The organism is Streptomyces sp. NPDC079141, from assembly GCF_040686775.1.
GTDB lineage: Bacteria > Actinomycetota > Actinomycetes > Streptomycetales > Streptomycetaceae > Streptomyces.
Map to the genome: position 1 here is coordinate 283,370 of NZ_JBFBLP010000005.1, position 17,855 is coordinate 301,224.

The window sequence follows — 17,855 nt, forward strand, 5'->3', positions numbered from 1 at the left end:
AGTTGGGCGTGTCCGAAAGGCTCCACTCCCTGGCCTCCGCGCAACCCGTGAGCCGCATGTGACTGACGAGGCGATCCGGAGCCCCTCTCGCCGCAGGGCTCCGCTGACGCGCACCGAACTACCCACCGGCCGTACGTCGCTCAGCGCACCCGGTGTGCCGCTGCTCGGCGGGGCGCTCCGCCCACCGGCCGTAAGCCGCTAAGCCTCCCGGCGTGCTGGCGAGGCGCGACCGCGTTCCCCAATCCCGGTTCACTTCGTGAGGAGCCTGAGGGTGCACCCCGGTCAGGCCACCCGTTCCTCCCCCGGCCGCCCGCTCGCTTCTTCACCGTGCTGGAGCGGGCCGAGTCAAGGGTGGCCCGGAGGGCCATCGGCGTAGCCGACGCGTAGTGCAGCGGAGCGCCCTTTACTCGGGTCGTGGAAGCGCGACACTGGCCGAGAAGCGGGCGGCCCAACGGTCACTTGGCCATCGCCGGGAAGTCACAGTCACCTTCCAGGGGCCCGAGGTCACCCTCTGCTCAGCGTGGCGCGGATTTCATCGATCATCTGGGTCGGGTGATGGAAGACGTCCTCGGCGGTGAAGCGCAGCAGGTGGCGTACCTGTGGGCACTGTGCAAGCCGGTTGAAGCGTGTGACGTCCCGGCGGTGTCCATCGCGGGTGCCGTGGTAGGCGTACCCCTCGATCTCGACCGCCAGCCCCTCGCGCCGGAAGAGGAAGTCGAGGATGACCCGATGGCCGGTTGGGGTGATCAGCTCGATCTGGGTCTCGGGGTGGAGGCCGGCGTCGTACATGCGCAGGCGTGCGATCGTCTCGGCCGGTGATCCGGAGCGCGGGTCGCACAGCTGTAGCCAGTGGCGTGCCCTGACTGCTCCCTTCAGCGGCGGCTGGAGCGCTGAGGCCAGCGCGGAGATGCCGGTGAGAGGCGCACGTCGGGCGGTGCCGATCCGGCGGTAGGTGAGCGCGGACTCCACCGCGACGATCGCCTGGTCCCTCGGCCCGGCCCTGAGCAGGTCGGCGAGTGTACGGACCGTGTCCGTGAAGCGCAGGCCCCGCCGTTCCACGACTTCGGACGGGGAGAGGGGTATGCGGTAGACGCGTACGCCTTTTGCTTTGCACCGGTAAGCGAGTTCGGGATCGATGAACTCCAGGGGAGTCGCGGAGACGGGGGCCAGGTTGTCGATCCGCCACAGTGCGGCCGCCGAACGGTGGCTCACGACCAGTCGTGGCTCCAGCAGTTGCATCGCTCGCAGCCGGGTGAGGAGGTCGTCGGCCACATGCGGTACGGCCCAGATGCCGTGCAGGAGCTGCACCCAGCCTTCGGCCCGCAGGGCTCGCGTGAGGGTTCGCGGTGGCCAGCCGGCATCGAGGGCGTGGGAGGTGCGGAGCAGGCCGTACTCGGCCAGCTCCTGCAACGCCTTTCGTTCCATGCCCCCCAAGATCTCAGAGGGCGCAACTCCCGCAGCCTGCCTGTGGAAAACCCGACACTCTCCCGGGGAGACGACGCGGAATGGGCGGATTTGGGTCAACTGCTCATCCGCAATGACAATGAGCATGTGCGTGCTGCCTTCATGGCCACCGCACAGCAGACGCTCGATGAGTTCGCCGATCTCTTCGACGAGATCGAGGGGGAGCAGGGGGAGTCCCGTACGTGAATCTCCGCATCCGTCGAACGACATCGGGCCGTACTTGTCGGGCAGGACGTCTATCAAGGGCCGTATGCCAAGGCGGCGGCCCTTGCGCACTCCCTCGGGCGTATGCGCTGGCTGGAGCGCTCCGATACCCGGGTGGCCATTGTGGTCGCCCACGCTTATCTCGTCGCTGCTGGTGTTCCTGCGAAGCTTGATCAGCAGCGGGTTTCGGCGCTCGCGAACGAGCTGCGGAAGGAGACTTGCACGGCTAGGAGCGTGGCCGAGGTGCTCAAGTCCTGGGCGGTTTAGGGGGTGCGGCGGTGGGGTCGAGCTTGGGTTCGGCCCCACCGCCGAACGTGCTGCTGTGTTACGGCATGGAGTTGTTCAGCGGGGTGACCGGCATGGAGTTGTCCAGCGGGGTGACCGGCATGGAGTTGTCCAGCGGCGTGACCGGCATGGAGTTGTTGGCCAGCGCGGGGCTCGCGGCGACGGCGGTGGTGCCGATCACCAGGGCGACAGTGGCGACGATCTTCTTGGCGCGGGTCATTTCGGCTCCTGTTGGGGAGGGGACTTCCGAACGCAGGTGACGCTAGCGCCAGGTGGGGCGGTGTTCGAACATCTCGAACGCTTCCCGCCAAAGATCGTCTCGAACCAGCTTCTTGACATGCATCGGCCGCGACGGCTCCCCCTCCGCGCCGCCGCGGCCGATCCCCGTGGAATGAGGCTTACTTGTTGCCCTCAAGGTCCAGGGCGGGCGGGGCGGGCATGTGGTTGTCCATGGTCGTGATGACTTCCGCGGCCGGCTCGCTCGGCATGTGGTTGTCGAGCGTGGTGATGGTCTCTTCCGTAGCCGGTTCGCTCGGCATGTGGTTGTCGAGCGGAGTGGCGTCTGCGTCCTTCTTCGTGTCGCTCATGTGCTTGCGTCCTCTGCTGTGGTTACGAGTGAGGAACGCCCGCCCGGAAGCTCCCCCGAGGGCTGCCGGACGGGCGTTCGGAGCCGCACACTAACCGGTCTGGCTCCGGGTCGAACCGTCTGCCCCCCGACGCGACGGTCTGACAGGTATGAGACTGCCGGGCTGAGATAAACGAATGCTGAACGTCCACGCGTGCCTGGTGGGGAAGCCGCCCTCTATGCTGCCGCCGCGGAAGTAAGCAGGACTCGCACCTCGCTTGCCTCGTGGGCCCCGTTCTGCTCATAGAGGTTGAGAGCTTCACGCCAGCACGCCTTGGCGCGGTCCACTTGGCCCAGGGCCGCGAGCGCACGCCCAAGGAGTGTCAGGACGTTCCCCCGCATCCGGTCGCCGCCTATACAGCCCAAGGCAAGTGCCTGCTCGGCATGTTGGGCTGCTTGAGCAGGTCGACGGGCAGCCATGTGCACTTCGGCAATTCGGAAGTTGGTCGCGCCCTCCCACAGCCGCTGTCGGTGGTTGCTGAAGATATTCAGCGCTTCGGAGAACTGACTCAGCGCTTCGCTGTGTCGCCCCGCGCTCGTCAGCGCAACGCCTACGGCGAAGTAGCCATTGGCCAGGCGCATTGTTCGACCCAGCTCGATGTACACGGCCAAGCCGCGCTTGGCGATCTCGACTGCCTCCGTGACATTCCCCGAGCCCAGCTGGGCCCGTGAGAGGTTGGAAAGAGCGGACGCCTCGCCGGGCCTGTTACCCGCTGCTCGAAAGCCTTCAATGGCCTGACCGAAGAGAACCCTGGCGTCCGCGTTACGTCGCTGATGCAAACAGATGAGCCCTCGATTGTTGGCCACCCAACTAACAGCAGTGGAGTCCCGCTCCATCTCCGCTAGCTCCATAGCGACCTGAGCTTCCTCGTCAGCCTGCTGAATGCGGCCGGAAACGAGTAGAACATCCGTGAGGACGGTTCTCGCCCTTCCCTCAGCTCGCCCATCCCCCGCACTCCGAGTCGCCTCGCACATGGCCCGCGCCGTCGTCTCGTACTGATGGGAGTTGGCGCCCGACTCGGTCAGGTCCTTCGCCGCCCACAGCAGGTCGACCCCGCGCCGCAACCGATCCGTCCCTGCCGACTGCCGCGCGCACGCCAGCAGCGGTGCCGCCTCGGTGTACAGCCAGTCCAGCGCCTCCGTCCCGTCGGCGAACCGCAACCCCGGATACTCCGTGGGTTCCAGGTCGTCCACGAGTCGGTCTCCCGGCCGCTCTATGGCGTACACCCCAGCCGTGGTCGCCAAGTAAAAGTCCAACAACCGAGAAAGCGCCGCCCCCCTCTCCTCCGGCGGCCACTCATCCCTCTCCGCACAAGCCCGCGCATATAGCCGCACCAGATCATGGAACCGGTACCGCCCAGGCGCCGCCGACTCCAGCAGCGACGTATCGACGAGGGACTCCAGCAAGTCCTCCGTCTCCTCGACCCCCAGATCCAGCACCGCAGCCGCAGCAGCCAGCGAAATGTCCGGCCCGTCCGCCAGCCCCAGCAACCGGAACGCCCGGGCCTGCGCCGGCTCCAGTTGCCCGTAGCCCAGCTCGAAGGTGGCCTTGACGGCCAGGTCGCCGGCCTGGAGTTCGTCCAGTCGGCGTCGCTCGTCCGCGAGCTTCGCCGCCAGTACCGAGACAGTCCACGTACGACGGGCAGCCAGCCGTGACGCCGCGATCCGGATGGCCAGCGGCAGGAATCCGCACGCCGCCACCACGTCCAGCGCAGCCTCCCGCTCGGAAGCGACTCGCTCCTCGCCTACGATCTTCGTGAACAGGGACAGCGCCTCGTCCGGGGACATCACGTCCAGGTCCACCAGATGGGCCCCGGCCAGATCCACCATCCGCACCCGCGACGTCACCAGCGCCGCGCACCCCGATGTTCCGGGGAGCAACGGCCTGACCTGCGCCGCATCCCGTGCGTTGTCCAGAAGTACCAGCACCCGCCGCCCGTCCAGCACCGACCGGTAGAGCGCGGAACGCTCCTCCAGCGAGTCGGGGATCGCCGAATCCGCCGTGCCCAGCGCACGCAGGAACGAGCCCAGGACCGTCTCCGGCTCGGCTGCCCGGGAGCCCGCGCCCTGTAGGTCCACGTACAGCTGGCCGTCGGGGAAGGACGTCCGCGACTCGTGCGCCACGTGCACCGCCAGCGTCGTCTTGCCGACGCCTCCGATGCCCGCCAGCGCCGAGACCGCCATCACCCGGCCCTCGGCGGAGGCCAGGACGTCGCTCAGTTCCGAGACGAAGCCGGAGCGGCCCGTGAAGTCAGGGACCGTCGCGGGAAGTTGGGCCGGGCGGACCGGGGTCACGGAGGGCTCCGTGAGGGGCGCCGACGGCTCTGCCAGGCCCGGGTCCGCCTGCAAGATGCGGTGCTGGAGCTCCCTCAAGCCCTGCCGCGGGTCGACTCCCAGCTCGTCCGCCAGCAGGCGCCGCGTGTCCGCGTACACCGCCAGTGCCTCCGCCTGGCGCCCGCTGCGGTACAGCGCCAGCATCAGCAGCTCGCGCAACCTCTCTCGCAGGGGATGGGAAGCCGTCAGGGCCGTCAGCTCAGAGACCGCCTCCGCGTGGCAGCCCTGTTCCAGGTCCATGTCCAGGCGGGTTTCCAGGAGTTGGAGTCTCCACTCCTCCAACCTGACCCGCTGGGCCTCCGCGTACGGGCCCGGTACCCCCGCCAGGGGTTCGCCGTCCCACAATCCCAGCGCCCGGTTCAGGGCTTCCCTCGCCTGGCAAAGGTCCCCCGCCCCCCGCGCCTTCTCCGCCTCCGTCGCCAGTTCCTGCGCCTCGGCCAGGTCCAGGGCGCCGTCGCCGAGACCCCGTACCGCGTATCCGCCGGACTCGCTCACCAGGACGTCCGGGTTCAGGGCCTTGCGCAGACGGGAGGCGTACGTCCGTACCGCCGCCAGCGCCTGCGACGGAGGTTCCTCGCCCCACAGGGCGTCGATCAGCTCGGCCGCCGTCGCCGTACGGCCCTCGCGGAGCAGCAGGGCGGCCAGGAGGGCGCGTTGCTGTGGGGAACCGGTTCCCAGCGGCTCCCCGTCGCGCCAGGCGCGCACCGGGCCGAGCACGCTGAAGCGCAGCGCCGTCGGCTCCTGCGAGTGCGAGCCTGGACGCCTCTGCTCCGGCACCCGCGGTACTCCGTCCATCGCCGTCCCCCATGCAGAACGTCATGACAACCAGGCGCCAGTTTGCCTTGTTCATGGCGGATGCGTCAGCCGTGCGAGACCGCAGTCACAGCCGGGCGCGCGGGATACCACCATCCCCTCACATCCTCTTCGCACACCACCGCATAGCTGACGGGTCGTCAGATCGGCGCTACGGTGCACCCCATGGAGACCAATCCGAGCTTTCCGCTGATCATCTCCGTCGACGACCACACCGTTGAGCCGCCCACCGTGTGGCAGGACCGCCTCCCGAAGAAGTACCTCGACACCGGGCCGCGCATCGTCCGCGCCCCGCTCAAGGAGATGTCCTTCCTCGGCGGGCGCTTCAAGCCCGTCATGGGCAAGCAGGGGGACGACGGGCCTCTTGGCGACTGGTGGGTCTACGAGGACCTCCACCGGCCCCTCACCCGCCTCGACACCGCCGTGGGGTACTCACGCGACGAGATCAAGCTCGAAGTCATTACGTACGAGCAGATGCGCGTCGGCTCCTACGACGTCCCCGCCCGCCTCGCCGACATGGACGTCAACCACGTCCAGTCCGCCCTCTGCTTCCCCACCTTCCCCCGCTTCTGCGGCCAGACCTTCACCGAGGCCAAGGACCACGAGCTCGGCCTCCTGTGCATCCAGGCCTACAACGACTGGACGGTGGAGGAGTGGTGCGGGCCGGCCGCGCTCGGAAGGCTCATCCCGCTCACCCTCATCCCCCTCTGGGATGCCGAACTCGCGGCCGCGGAGGTGCGGCGCATGGCAGAGAAGGGCGTTCGCGCCGTCGCTTTCTCCGAGATACCCCCGCACCTCGGACTGCCCTCCGTGCACACCGACGACTGGGACCCGTTCCTCGCCGCCTGCGACGAGACCGGCACGGTCGTCGCCATGCACATCGGGTCGTCGAGCCGTATGCCCTCCACCTCGGCCGACGCCCCGCCCGCCGTCGGCTCCACCATCACCTTCGCCAACTGCTGTTTCTCGATGGTGGACTGGCTGATGAGCGGCAAGTTCGAGCGGTTCCCCAACCTGAAGGTGATGTACGCCGAGGGGCAGATCGGGTGGATTCCCTACATCCTTGAGCGCGCCGACGTGGTGTGGGAGGAGAACCGCGGGTGGGGCGGGGTGGCCGACAAGGTGCACCGGCCGCCGTCCGAGCTGTTCGCCGAGCACGTCTACGGCTGCTTCTTCGACGACGCCTTCGGGCTCAGGAACCTGGACGCCATCGGCCTGGACAACGTCCTGTACGAGACCGACTACCCGCACTCCGACTCCACCTGGCCGAAGTCGCGGGAGGTCGGGGAGGCGCAGATGGGACACCTGGACGCCGACACCGTCGAAAGGATCGTCCGCGGCAACGCCATCGAGCTCCTCCGGCTCACCCCCGAGGGGCTCTGGTCACCGTGAAGTACGGCATCCAGCTCCCCGTCCAGTCCCAGAGCACCCTGTACGCCGAGCCCTGGGAGGCCGCAGCCGGCCCCGACGACCTCCTGGAGGTCGCCCGCGCCGCCGACCGCGCCGGCTTCGCCTACCTCGCGTCCTGCGACCACGTGGCGATCCCGCGGCGTCTCGCGCCCGCGATGAGCACGGTCTGGTACGACCCCGTCGCCACCCTCGCCTTCCTCGCGGCCGCCACCGAGCGCATCCGGCTGCTGAGCCATGTCGCCGTCGTGGGGCTGCGGCACCCCCTGCTCAGTGCCAAGCAGTACGCGACCCTGGACCACCTCTCCGGCGGGCGGCTGATCCTCGGGGTGGGCGCCGGGCATGTGGAGGAGGAGTTCGGGGTCCTGGGGGTGGACTTCCGGCGGCGGGGAGCCGTGCTCGACGAGTGCGTCGACGCCCTGCGGGCCGCCCTCGGGCCGGACGAATTCCCCGAACATCATGGCAAGTTGTACGACTTCGAGGGGCTCGGGCAGCGGCCCCGGCCCACACAGGAGCCCGTTCCCCTGTGGGTCGGTGGGTCCTCGCCCGCCGCCGTGCGCCGGGCCGCCCTCAAGGGGGACGGATGGCTGCCGCAGGGCGATCCCCGGGACCGGCTGCCCGAGCAGATCGCCAGGATCGGGCGGTTGCGGGAAGAGGCCGCCATCCAGGGGCCGTTCGTCGTCGGCGCCATCACCGAGCCGCTGTACGTCGGCAGCCCCGGCTGGCATGTCGGGCGGCGCACGATCAGCGGGCCGCCGGACAGCCTCGCCGAGTCGCTGCGGGCGTACCGCGCGATGGGCGTGCACCAGGTCCAGGTGCGGTTCCGCAGTCGTAGCCGCAGCGAACTCACCGACCAGATCGCGGCGTTCGGCGCCGACGTGGCTCCGCACCTCGACTAGGGAGAACCATGGGCAAGCTGGACGGACGTGTCGTCGTCGTCACCGGGGCGGCACGCGGGCAGGGGGAGCAGGAGGCGCGGCTCTTCAGGGCGGAGGGCGCCGAGGTCGTCGTGGCGGATGTGCTGGACGACCAGGGGCAGGCGCTCGCCAAGGAGATCGGGGCGCTGTACGTCCACCTCGATGTGCGGGAGGAGGACGACTGGCGGGCGGCGGTCACCGCCGCCAAGGGGGCCTACGGCCATGTCGACGGGCTCGTCAACAACGCCGGCATCCTGCGCTTCAACGCCCTCGTCGACACGCCGCTGGACGAGTTCATGCAGGTCGTCCGGGTCAATCAGGTCGGCTGCTTTCTCGGGATCCGCGCGGTCGCGCCGGAGATGGAGGACGGCGGGACCATCGTCAACACCGCCTCGTACACCGGTGTGACCGGGATGGCGGCCGTGGGCGCGTACGCGGCCAGCAAGCATGCCGTGCTCGGGCTGACCCGGGTCGCCGCGCTGGAGCTGGCGCCCCGGGGGATACGGGTCAACGCCGTCTGTCCGGGCGCGATCGACACCGCGATGTCCAACCCGGCGCAACTGGATCCCACGGCGGACGCCGAGGAGACCGCGCGGGCCCTGGACGGGCTGTACCGCAAGCTCGTCCCGCTGGGGCGGATCGGGCGGCCGGAGGAGGTGGCACGGCTGGCCCTGTTCCTGACCTCGGCGGACTCCTCGTACATCACCGGGCAGCCGTTCGTGATCGACGGGGGATGGCTGGCCGGGGTGTCCGTCATCTGACTGGCCGTCAGCTATTGACGGTCCAGGTGCCTGATGCCAATCTGACGATCCGTCAGTTAACTGAAACCGGGGACGGTGAACCTCCGTGGAATTCGGGCTCTTTGTACAGGGGTACGTGGGCAAGCGCGCCGAGACCGACCCGCTCGCCGAGCACAAGGCGCTGATGGAGGAGACCGAGTACGTCATCCAGGCGGACAAGTCCGGCTTCAAGTACGCCTGGGCCTCCGAGCACCACTTCCTGGAGGAGTACTCGCACCTGTCGGCCAATGACGTGTTCCTGGGATATCTGGCGCACGCGACCGAGCGGATCCACCTCGGGTCCGGGATCTTCAACCCGCTCGCCCAGGTCAACCACCCCGTGAAGGTCGCCGAGAAGGTCGCCATGCTCGACCATCTCACCGGCAACCGCTTCGAGTTCGGCAGCGGGCGGGGGGCCGGCTCGCACGAGATCCTCGGCTTCCTGCCCGGCATCACCGACATGAACCACACCAAGGAGATCTGGGAAGAGACCATCGCCGAGTTCCCCAAGATGTGGCTCCAGGACGAGTACGCCGGCTTCCAGGGCAAGCACTGGTCGCTGCCGCCCCGGAAGATCCTGCCCAAGCCGTACGGCGGCTCGCACCCCGCGATGTGGTACGCCGCCGGCTCGCCCCCCTCGTACGCCATGGCCGCGAAGAAGGGGCTCGGGGTGCTGGGGTTCAGTGTGCAGAAGGTCTCCGACATGGAGTGGGTGCTGGAGCAGTACAAGACGGCGATCGTGGACGCCGAGCCGATCGGGGACTTCGTCAACGACAACGTGATGGTGACGACGACCGCGATCTGCGCGCCCACGCATGACGAGGCCGTGCGGATCGCCGTGAGCGGCGGGCTGCACTATCTGCCCTCGCTGGTGTTCCGCTACCACGACACGTTCCCGCGGCCCGAGGGGTTCCCGGTGTGGCCGGAGACGCTGCCGGAGTACACCCCCGAGTTCGTCGAGGTCCTCATCGAGGAGGAGCTGCTGATCTGCGGGGATCCGGACGAGGTGTTCCAGCAGTGCAAGCGGTGGGAGCAGGCGGGGGCGGACCAGCTGAGCTTCGGGCTGCCGGTGGGGGTGCCGAAGGAGGAGACGCTGCGCACGATCCGGCTGATCGGGGAGCACGTGATCCCGAAGATCGACACGGATCCGGTGCATCGGACTACGCGGTTCCGGAGGGCTGTCTGAGGTTCGCCGGCGGCTGCGGGTGTGTGGGGGCTGGTCGCGCAGTTCCCCGCGCCCCTAGGTATGTCATCCCACCGCAGATCAGGAGGTGAACCCATGCTTGATCACGTCTTCAAGAGCGCGTCCGTCGTCGACGGGACCGGCACGCCCGCTTACACAGCCGATGTGGGGATACTCGACGGCCGTATCGCTGTTATCGGCCCCGATGTCAACGAGTCCGCCCGCTCCGCCGAAGACGCCACCGGCCTCGTCCTCGCCCCCGGTTTCGTCGATCCCCACACTCACTACGACGCCCAGCTGTTCTGGGATCCGTACGCCACCCCGTCCCTCAACCACGGAGTGACCACCGTCGCCGCGGGGAACTGCGGGTTCACGCTGGCGCCGCTCAACCCCGCGCGCCCCGGGGACGCCGACTACACGCGGCGGATGATGTCGAAGGTCGAGGGCATGTCGCTGGTGGCGCTGGAGGAGGGGGCGCCCTGGAGCTGGCACGGGTTCGGGGAGTATCTGGACGCCCTGGAGGGGCGGATCGCGGTCAACGCGGGGTTCATGGTGGGGCACTGCGCGCTCCGGCGGTACGTCATGGGTCCGGACGCGGTGGGCGGGCAGCCGGACGAGGAACAGCTCGCCGGCATGATCCGGCTGCTGCACGAGGCCATGGACGCGGGCGCCTGGGGGTTCTCCACCACCCAGTCCTCCACCCACTCCGACGGGGACGGGCAGCCCGTGGCCTCCCGGCATGCGCGGCCCGAGGAGCTGCTGGCGCTGTCGCGGGCCGTCGGGGAGCACGAGGGGACGCAGATCGAGGCGATCGTGGCCGGGTGCCTCGACCAGTTCAGTGACGCGGAGATCGAGCTGTTCGCGGAGATGAGCGCGGCGGCGGGGCGCCCGTTGAACTGGAACGTGCTGACCGTCGACGCGGCCGTTCCCGAGCGGGTGCCCCGGCAGCTGCTCGCGAGCGAGCGGGCCCGGAAGGCGGGCGGCCGGGTCGTCGCCCTCACCATGCCGATCCTCACGCCGATGAACATGTCGCTGGGGACCTTCTGCGCGCTGAACCTGATCCCGGGATGGGGGCCGGTCCTCGGGCTGCCCGTGCCCGAGCGCATCGGGAAGCTGCGCGATGCCGGTGTCCGGGCGGAGCTGCTGAGGCGCGCCCAGTCCAAGGAGGCGGGCGTCTTCCGGCGGCTCACGGACTTCGGGCGGTACGTCATCGGCGACACCTACAGCGAGGCGAACCGGGGGCTGACCGGGCGGGTGGTGCGGGACATCGCGCGGGAGCGGGGGCAGGAACCGTTCCAGTGCCTGGTGGAGATCTGCGCCCACGACGAGCTGAGCACCGTTCTGTGGCCGATGCCGACGGACAACGATCCGGCGTCCTGGGCGCTGCGGGCGCAGACCTGGCAGCACGAGGACGTGCTGCTCGGCGGCTCGGACGCGGGGGCGCATCTGGACCGGATGTGCGGGGCGCCGTACACGACCCGGTTCCTCGGCGACTGTCTGCGGGGCCGGCGGCTGACCGGTCTTGAGCAGGCGGTGAAGATGCTGACGGACGATCCGGCGCGGCTCTTCGGGCTGCGGGAGCGCGGCCGGATCCAGGAGGGCTTCCATGCGGATCTCGTGCTCTTCGACCCGGAGCGCGTCGACGCGGGCAAGGCCACTCTGGTGCACGACCTGCCGGGTGACAGTCCGCGGCTGGACTCCAAGGCCCTCGGGGTGCGTGCCGTGTGGGTCAACGGGGTCGAGGCGATCCGGGACGACGTGGTGACGGGGGAGGTGCCGGGGCGGGTGCTGCGGTCCGGGCGCGACACACGGACGGTGAGCACCCGGTGAGCCGGCGGCTGTTCGTCGGCGGTTCGTGGGTGGCGCCGGAGTGCGGCCACTACGAGGTGGTCGACCCGGCGACCGAGGGGACCGTCGGGTGGGCACCGGAGGCCTCGCGGGATCAGGTGCACGCGGCTTGTGCCGCGGCCCGCGAGGCCTTCGGGCCGTGGTCGCGCACGGCGCCCGAGGAGCGGGCGGCGGTCCTCGCCCGGGCGGCGGAGGTCATCCGCGACCGGCTGGTACCCGACGCCGAGCTGGCGCGGGCCGAGACCGGGGCGACGACGGCGACGGCCCGCGGCATGCAGGTCGGGGTGGCCGCGGCCCGGTTCCGGCGGTACGCGCGAGTGGAGAGCGCCGAGTGGGCGATCCCGCCGCAGATCAACGAGGCCGGGCCGATGGGGAGGGCCGGGGTGATGGGGGCGCTTGCCGTGCGCCAGCCGGTCGGAGTGGTCGCCTGTGTCACCTCGTACAACAACCCGTGGGCCAACGCGGCGGGCAAGGTCGCCCCCGCGCTGGCGATGGGCAACACGGTGGTGGTGAAACCGGCCCCGCAGGATCCCCTGTCCGTCTACCGGATGGCGGAGGCGCTGGAGGCGGCGGGGGCGCCGCAGGGGGTCGTGAACGTGGTCTCCGGGACCTCGGTGGGAGTGGGCGAGGCGCTGGTCGGCTGCGCGGACGTCGACATGGTCAGCTTCACCGGCTCCACGGCGGTCGGACGGCGGATCGCCGAGGTGTGCGGGCGCGACATGCGGCGGCAGCTGATGGAGCTCGGCGGCAAGGGCGCGGCGCTCGTGTTCGACGACGCCGACCTCGGCTCGGCGGTGGCGGGCATCGGGACGACGTTCTCCTTCTACAGCGGGCAGATCTGCACGGCCCCGACGCGGGTGCTGGCGCAGCGCGGGGTGTACGAGCGGGTCGTCGAGCGGCTGGCCGCCTACGCGGGCCGGCTGAAGGTCGGCGATCCGCGGGAGCCGGACACCGTCGTCGGCCCGGTGATCTCGGCGGCGCACCGGGAGCGGGTGGAGTCGTACGTCGAGCTGGGCCGCAAGGAGGGCGCGGTGATCGTCGCGGGCGGTGAGCGGCCGCCGATGGAGAAGGGCTTCTACGTCGCTCCGACGCTCCTCGCCGACTGCACCAACGACATGCGGGTGGCCCGCGAGGAGATCTTCGGGCCGGTGGTGTGCGTGATCCCCTTCGACGAGGAGGAAGAGGGCATCGCCCTGGCCAACGACTCCGACTACGGCCTCATCGACTACGTCTGGTCCGGCGACGTGGCCCGCGCCTTCCGGGTGGCCCGGCGGCTGCGGGCCGGCGGGGTCGGCGTGAACACGGTCGGCCGGAACATGGAGGCGCCGTTCGGCGGGTTCAAGAGGAGTGGGGTCGGCCGGGACGTCGGGTCGTACGCGCTGCACGCGTACAGCGAGGTGCAGGCGATCGTGTGGCCGGGGTGAGGCAGTGGCGCAGGTCACAGGGGAAGATTCGGAATCGGACATTCCGGACGGTGCTGCGATTACCGAATATCGAACAGCAGTCGTTGATCCTTCAAGGTGGCGACCGCTTCCGGTCATCGACCATGCAATCATGTGTCGTGCTGCCGAACGGGAAGTGATTTCCAAGGTTCAGTGGGGATCTTGAATTCACCCGGCCATGGAATTCGCACCCTTTAACGTCCCGTTCCATGACTCAGACGGAATTGCGGCCCACGGCCGGTCAGGTCGACGGCGTACGGGGCAAGGGCCTCGGCGGCAACTCCGTCGGGCTGCTCGGCAGCGCGGTGATCGGTGTCTCCACCGTCGCCCCGGTGTACTGCCTGACCTCCACCCTCGGCTCCACCGCCGGTGAGGTCGGTCTCCAGATGCCGGCCGTCTTCCTCGCGGGCTTCCTGCCGATGCTGCTGGTCGCCTTCGCGTATCGGGAGCTGAACAAGGCGGTGCCCGACTGCGGCACGTCTTTCACCTGGACGGTGAAGGCGTTCGGGCCGAAGGTCGGCTGGATGTGCGGCTGGGGTCTGGTGATCGCCACGGTGATCGTGCTCTCCAACCTGGCCGGCGTCGCCACGTCGTACTTCTGGCTGCTGGCGGGCGAGCTCACGAACAGCGAGTCGGTGGCGGCCCTGGACGACAACAAGGCCGTCCATATCGGCACCTGCCTGCTGCTGATCGCGGTCGCCACGGCGATCAGCTACCGCGGGATGACCACCACCAAGGGCGTGCAGTACGCGCTCGTCGGGCTCCAGCTGGTGGTCCTGGCCCTGTTCGTGGTCATGGCGCTGCAGAAGGCGGGCTCCGGGGACTTCGCCGGCGGCCTCGACTTCTCCTGGTCCTGGCTGAACCCGTTCGAGGTGCAGTCCTTCGGCGCCTTCACCGCCGGACTCTCCCTGTCGATCTTCATGTACTGGGGCTGGGACGCCTGTCTGACCACCAACGAGGAGACCATCGGCAGCGAGAAGACCCCGGGCCGCGCCGCCCTGGTGGCGATGGTCGTCCTGGTCGGCTCCTACCTGGTCACCGGCGTCGCCGCGCAGATGGCGGTGGGCTCCGGCACGGACGGCCTGGGCTTGGCCAACCCGGACACCTCCGACAACGTCTTCGCGGCCCTGGCCGGCCCGGTCATGGGCGAGGCGCTAGGCATCCTGCTCTTCGTCGCCGTCCTCGCCTCGGCCGCCGCCAGCCTCCAGACGACCTTCATCCCGGTCGCCCGCACCGTCCTCGCCATGTCGACGTACGAGGCGCTGCCGCCGTCGTACGCCCGCGTCCACGAGCGCTTCAAGACGCCCGGCCGCGCGACGGTCGTGGCGGGTGTGGCGACGGGCGCCTTCTACACGGTCATGACGCTGGTCAGCGAGCACGTCCTCGTCGACACGATCTACGCCCTCGGCCTCATGATCTGCTTCTACTACGCGCTGACGGCCTTCGCCTGCGCCTGGTACTTCCGCGACGTACTGACCCGCTCGACCCGGGACGCGCTCTTCAAGGGCGTCTTCCCGGTCGTCGGCGGCCTGCTGCTGACGGCGGTCTTCGCCAAGACCCTCTACGACATGTGGGACCCGGCCTACGGCAGCGGCTCCGCCGTCCTCGGCGTCGGCTCCGTCTTCGTCATCGGCGTCGGCCTGCTCCTCCTGGGCGTCGTGCTGATGCTGGCGATGCAGCGCCGCAGCCCGGCGTTCTTCCGGGGCGAGGTACTCACGACGGGGACGCCGGCGCTCGTGGTGGCGGACTAGCCCGTGGTGGAGGGCCGGCCCGTGGTGGAGGACTAGGAGTCCAGATCCACCCGCACGGTCAGCAACTGCGCCCCCATCACCCGCACTCCCGCGCTGTTGAAGCGCGGGAGGCTGCGCAGGCGGGCCACCGGGTCGTCGTCCGGCATCAGATGGGCCGTGCCCTGGTGCCAGCGGCCGTGTATCCGGACCCGCACCTTCGGGTCGGCCAGGATGTTGCGGACGTACTGCGAACGCTCGCCGAACTCCGAGACCAGCCAGAAGGAGTCGCCCACGCGGCGGCCACCGACCGGGGTGCGCCGGGGCAGGCCCGAGGTGCGGCCCGTGGTCTCCAGCAGAATGTGGTTCGGCAGGCGGCGCATGACGGCGTTGAGGCGGCGCTGGAAGGCCGTGACGGCACGGTACTTCCGCTCGATGCTGGGGGACATGGTCCGAAGGCTCCTGTCGAGTGCCGGTATGGGCATGCGAGTTCACACATGTTTTGCGCTGCGGCCGCCGGACGGCAGGCCCGTGCCCCTTTAATGGTGCCCCTGACGGTGCCCTGGGCGAGGGGTGGGGTGGGCATGCGCGTCGTGACCTGGAACCTGTGGTGGCGGTTCGGCCCCTGGCGCGAGCGGCAGAAGGCGATCCTGGCCGTGCTGCGCGACCTGCGGCCCGACGTCGTGGGCCTCCAGGAGGTGTGGTCGGCCGACGGCGAGAACCTCGCCGAATGGCTCGCCGGGGCCCTCGGAATGCACTGCGCCTGGGCCGCGTCCCCCGCCCCGCAGCGATGGCGGCGGCGCATCGGGGACCCGACCGTGGACATCGGCAACGCCGTACTCAGCCGCTGGCCCGTCGCCGAACAGGACGTGCTGCGGCTGCCGGCGCCGGAGGAGTTGGACGACGGCCGGCTGGCGCTGTACACGCGGCTGGCGGCCCCGGGACACCCGGTGGCCTTCTTCACCGCCCATCTGACCTCCGCCCCGAACGCCTCCGACGTACGCGGCGAACAGCTCGCCGCGCTCACGGAGTTCGTGGCCGCGCACCGGGCCGAGACCCCGTACCCGCCCGTCGTCACCGGCGACTTCAACGCCGAGCCGGACTCCCCCGAACTGCGCCTGTTCACCGGCTCCTTCGCCGACGCCTGGACGCACGCCGACCCGACGGCGCCCTCCGCCACCTGGGACTGGAACCCGGACCTCCCCTACCGCCCGGCCGCACAGGAGCCGGGCGCACGGATCGACTACGTCCTCCTCGGCGCCCCGGGGCACGTACGCACCGTCCGGCGGGCCGGGGACCGACCCGTGGACGGCGTATGGCCGTCCGACCACGCGGCGGTGGTGGCGGACCTCGTGAGCTGACCAGGCCGGGCGATGGATCACCGTGCGCCGAGGAAGATCGGGTTGGTGAACGCGGCCAGCGCCCCCGGCAACGGCCCGATCGCCGTCGCGTGCCTCAACTCCGCCCGCACATAAGCCGAGTAGGCGGGCGTGGTCGTCCACTCGACCACCCCCGCCCCCGTCACCGGCAGCGGCGCGCTCGTGAACAGCACCCCCTGGTCGGTCACGAACCGTACCGTGCAGCGCGGGGCGCCCGTGGCCTCCAGGCGGACGGTGACCGGGGTGTCCGCCGCGGCCTCCAACCGCCCGCCGATATCGGCCTGTTCACCCCGCTCGCCCGACGCCGTGAACGCCAGTGAGACGTGCCGCGACTCGGCGACGTACGACCGCCCCTCCCGGATCCCCTCCTGGATCGCCTCCCGGGTCAGATCGTCGGCGAGGACCACCGTCTGCGGCGTCCCCACCGGGTCGGGATCCCGGTGCGCGTCGCTGTTGCCCATCGCCGGGATCCAGTCACGGCCGCCCCGCACCGAGGCGACGAGCATGCTGTCCCAGTCGGCCAGCGCCATCTCGTCGTCGGGCGTGTAGGCGCCGTTCCACACCTCCACCGCGTCCGCCTCGCCGAAGCCGAACTTCCAGTTGCAGCCGATGCAGGTGGCGTGCGGATGCGCGGGTACGACGAGGCCTCCGGCGCGGCGGATCTGGCGGGCGAAGCGGCCGAAGCGGTTGTCGCGGGCCCGGTAGCGCCAGTCGACGAAGGTGCCGGGGTCGGTGCCGAGCGCCACCACATGCCCGTTCCTGGTGGTGACCTCCTCACCCAGCATCACCAGCAGGTCCTCGTCCGCCACGTCGGCCCAATGGGCGTGTGCGGAGTGCGTGTTGTGCTCGGAGCTGTTGATGAAGTCCAGGCCCGCGGCCCGCGCGAGCGCCGCGATCTCGGCCGGGGTGCGGCGGCCGTCGGAGTACCAGGAGTGCAGATGGCAGTCCCCGCGGTACCAGTCCCGGCCCCGCCCCCTGGCCCGCTGCGGCGGGTACACAGGCTCGGCGACGGCGCCCTGGTCGCCGTAGGAGAGCGTGACCGTCAGTTCGTACGTCAGGCCCTGCGGGGCGACCGTGTACGGGCCGAGCGCGAGGTGCCAGGTGCCCTTGCGCACCGGGCCCGGGATGTACCCCGGCGTCGCGTCGTCGGCGCGGACGAAGAACTCGGTGCGCGCGCCGCCCGACCAGCCCCGGAAGCCCCTGCCGCCGAGGTCGGTGCCGCGTTCGTCGAAGAGGCCGATGTCGAGGGCGTTGCCCGGGGTGCCGGCCGGGACGGACGGCCGGTCGTAGGTGTAGGAGACCTTGATCTCCCTTACGCCGGCGGGGACTTCGAGAGGCACGTACACGAAGTCGGGGGACCCGGCGGGCAGCGTGCCCCGGATCGTCTTCGTCTCCGTCACGCCTACCAACGTAGGCGCGGCGGCGCCTCCCGTCACCACCTCAGCCAT

14 protein-coding genes are annotated in these 17,855 nt (G+C 70.1%); 8 read left to right on the forward strand and 6 right to left on the reverse strand.

Features of this window, described 5'->3' with window-relative positions; genetic code table 11:
* Positions 1 to 504 precede the first annotated feature (504 nt).
* From AB0Q90_RS18005 to AB0Q90_RS18020, 4 genes are all read right to left on the reverse strand, one after another.
* The gene (locus AB0Q90_RS18005) at positions 505 to 1,425 is read right to left on the reverse strand and encodes a hypothetical protein (RefSeq protein ID WP_363165749.1); all 921 of its coding nucleotides are present in this window, start codon (positions 1,423 to 1,425) and stop codon (positions 505 to 507) included.
* 568 nt (positions 1,426 to 1,993) lie between these two features.
* Positions 1,994 to 2,173 (reverse strand): hypothetical protein, encoded by a 180-nt coding sequence (locus AB0Q90_RS18010; protein WP_363165750.1) that lies wholly within the window; start codon positions 2,171 to 2,173, stop codon positions 1,994 to 1,996.
* Between the two features lie 178 nt (positions 2,174 to 2,351).
* Entirely contained in the window at positions 2,352 to 2,540 is a 189-nt protein-coding gene (locus AB0Q90_RS18015; protein ID WP_363165751.1) for a hypothetical protein, read from the reverse strand.
* Positions 2,541 to 2,755: 215 nt separating this feature from the next.
* Positions 2,756 to 5,707, reverse strand: coding sequence for a BTAD domain-containing putative transcriptional regulator (locus tag AB0Q90_RS18020; protein WP_363165752.1), 2,952 nt, complete (start codon positions 5,705 to 5,707; stop codon positions 2,756 to 2,758).
* Between the two features lie 183 nt (positions 5,708 to 5,890).
* Between AB0Q90_RS18020 and AB0Q90_RS18025 the strand changes: the two genes are divergently transcribed.
* From AB0Q90_RS18025 to AB0Q90_RS18055, 7 genes are all read left to right on the forward strand, one after another.
* Positions 5,891 to 7,117, forward strand: a complete 1,227-nt coding sequence (locus tag AB0Q90_RS18025) for an amidohydrolase family protein (RefSeq protein WP_363165753.1) — start codon at positions 5,891 to 5,893, stop codon at positions 7,115 to 7,117.
* The gene (locus AB0Q90_RS18030) at positions 7,114 to 8,031 is read left to right on the forward strand and encodes a TIGR03619 family F420-dependent LLM class oxidoreductase (protein WP_363165754.1); all 918 of its coding nucleotides are present in this window, start codon (positions 7,114 to 7,116) and stop codon (positions 8,029 to 8,031) included. Before AB0Q90_RS18025 ends, AB0Q90_RS18030 begins: the two co-directional genes overlap by 4 nt.
* A gap of 8 nt (positions 8,032 to 8,039) precedes the next feature.
* Complete coding sequence (locus tag AB0Q90_RS18035) at positions 8,040 to 8,810, forward strand: glucose 1-dehydrogenase (protein WP_363165755.1); 771 nt, start codon at positions 8,040 to 8,042, stop codon at positions 8,808 to 8,810.
* 115 nt (positions 8,811 to 8,925) lie between these two features.
* On the forward strand, positions 8,926 to 10,014 hold the full coding sequence (locus AB0Q90_RS18040) for an LLM class flavin-dependent oxidoreductase (protein ID WP_363165767.1): 1,089 nt from the start codon (positions 8,926 to 8,928) through the stop codon (positions 10,012 to 10,014).
* Between the two features lie 93 nt (positions 10,015 to 10,107).
* The gene (locus AB0Q90_RS18045) at positions 10,108 to 11,841 is read left to right on the forward strand and encodes a D-aminoacylase (protein ID WP_363165756.1); all 1,734 of its coding nucleotides are present in this window, start codon (positions 10,108 to 10,110) and stop codon (positions 11,839 to 11,841) included.
* Entirely contained in the window at positions 11,838 to 13,283 is a 1,446-nt protein-coding gene (locus AB0Q90_RS18050) for an aldehyde dehydrogenase family protein (RefSeq protein WP_363165758.1), read from the forward strand. Before AB0Q90_RS18045 ends, AB0Q90_RS18050 begins: the two co-directional genes overlap by 4 nt.
* A 227-nt stretch (positions 13,284 to 13,510) precedes the next feature.
* Positions 13,511 to 15,052, forward strand: coding sequence for an APC family permease (locus AB0Q90_RS18055; RefSeq protein WP_363165759.1), 1,542 nt, complete (start codon positions 13,511 to 13,513; stop codon positions 15,050 to 15,052).
* A 32-nt stretch (positions 15,053 to 15,084) separates the two neighbouring features.
* On the opposite strand, the gene AB0Q90_RS18060 is transcribed toward AB0Q90_RS18055, so the two are convergent.
* Entirely contained in the window at positions 15,085 to 15,477 is a 393-nt protein-coding gene (locus tag AB0Q90_RS18060) for a nitroreductase/quinone reductase family protein (RefSeq protein ID WP_363165760.1), read from the reverse strand.
* A gap of 135 nt (positions 15,478 to 15,612) precedes the next feature.
* Between AB0Q90_RS18060 and AB0Q90_RS18065 the strand changes: the two genes are divergently transcribed.
* Positions 15,613 to 16,389 carry an endonuclease/exonuclease/phosphatase family protein gene (locus AB0Q90_RS18065; RefSeq protein ID WP_363165761.1) on the forward strand — a complete coding sequence of 259 codons (777 nt, stop codon included), beginning with the start codon at positions 15,613 to 15,615 and terminating at the stop codon, positions 16,387 to 16,389.
* 17 nt (positions 16,390 to 16,406) lie between these two features.
* Here AB0Q90_RS18065 and AB0Q90_RS18070 read toward each other — a convergent pair whose 3' ends face one another.
* Entirely contained in the window at positions 16,407 to 17,855 is a 1,449-nt protein-coding gene (locus AB0Q90_RS18070; RefSeq protein WP_363165762.1) for a CehA/McbA family metallohydrolase, read from the reverse strand.

What these genes read in the sequence shown, in the direction of transcription:
- AB0Q90_RS18005 (WP_363165749.1), bottom strand. Translation starts at nt 1,425, where the DNA reads ATGGAACGAAAGGCGTTGCAGGAGCTGGCCGAGTACGGCCTGCTCCGC.
- AB0Q90_RS18010 (WP_363165750.1), bottom strand. Translation starts at nt 2,173, where the DNA reads ATGACCCGCGCCAAGAAGATCGTCGCCACTGTCGCCCTGGTGATCGGC.
- AB0Q90_RS18015 (WP_363165751.1), bottom strand. Translation starts at nt 2,540, where the DNA reads ATGAGCGACACGAAGAAGGACGCAGACGCCACTCCGCTCGACAACCAC.
- AB0Q90_RS18020 (WP_363165752.1), bottom strand. Translation starts at nt 5,707, where the DNA reads ATGGACGGAGTACCGCGGGTGCCGGAGCAGAGGCGTCCAGGCTCGCAC.
- AB0Q90_RS18025 (WP_363165753.1), top strand. Translation starts at nt 5,891, where the DNA reads ATGGAGACCAATCCGAGCTTTCCGCTGATCATCTCCGTCGACGACCAC.
- AB0Q90_RS18035 (WP_363165755.1), top strand. Translation starts at nt 8,040, where the DNA reads ATGGGCAAGCTGGACGGACGTGTCGTCGTCGTCACCGGGGCGGCACGC.
- AB0Q90_RS18045 (WP_363165756.1), top strand. Translation starts at nt 10,108, where the DNA reads ATGCTTGATCACGTCTTCAAGAGCGCGTCCGTCGTCGACGGGACCGGC.
- AB0Q90_RS18055 (WP_363165759.1), top strand. Translation starts at nt 13,511, where the DNA reads ATGACTCAGACGGAATTGCGGCCCACGGCCGGTCAGGTCGACGGCGTA.
- AB0Q90_RS18060 (WP_363165760.1), bottom strand. Translation starts at nt 15,477, where the DNA reads ATGTCCCCCAGCATCGAGCGGAAGTACCGTGCCGTCACGGCCTTCCAG.
- AB0Q90_RS18065 (WP_363165761.1), top strand. Translation starts at nt 15,613, where the DNA reads ATGCGCGTCGTGACCTGGAACCTGTGGTGGCGGTTCGGCCCCTGGCGC.
- AB0Q90_RS18070 (WP_363165762.1), bottom strand. Translation starts at nt 17,855, where the DNA reads ATGGCTGAGGTGGTGACGGGAGGCGCCGCCGCGCCTACGTTGGTAGGC.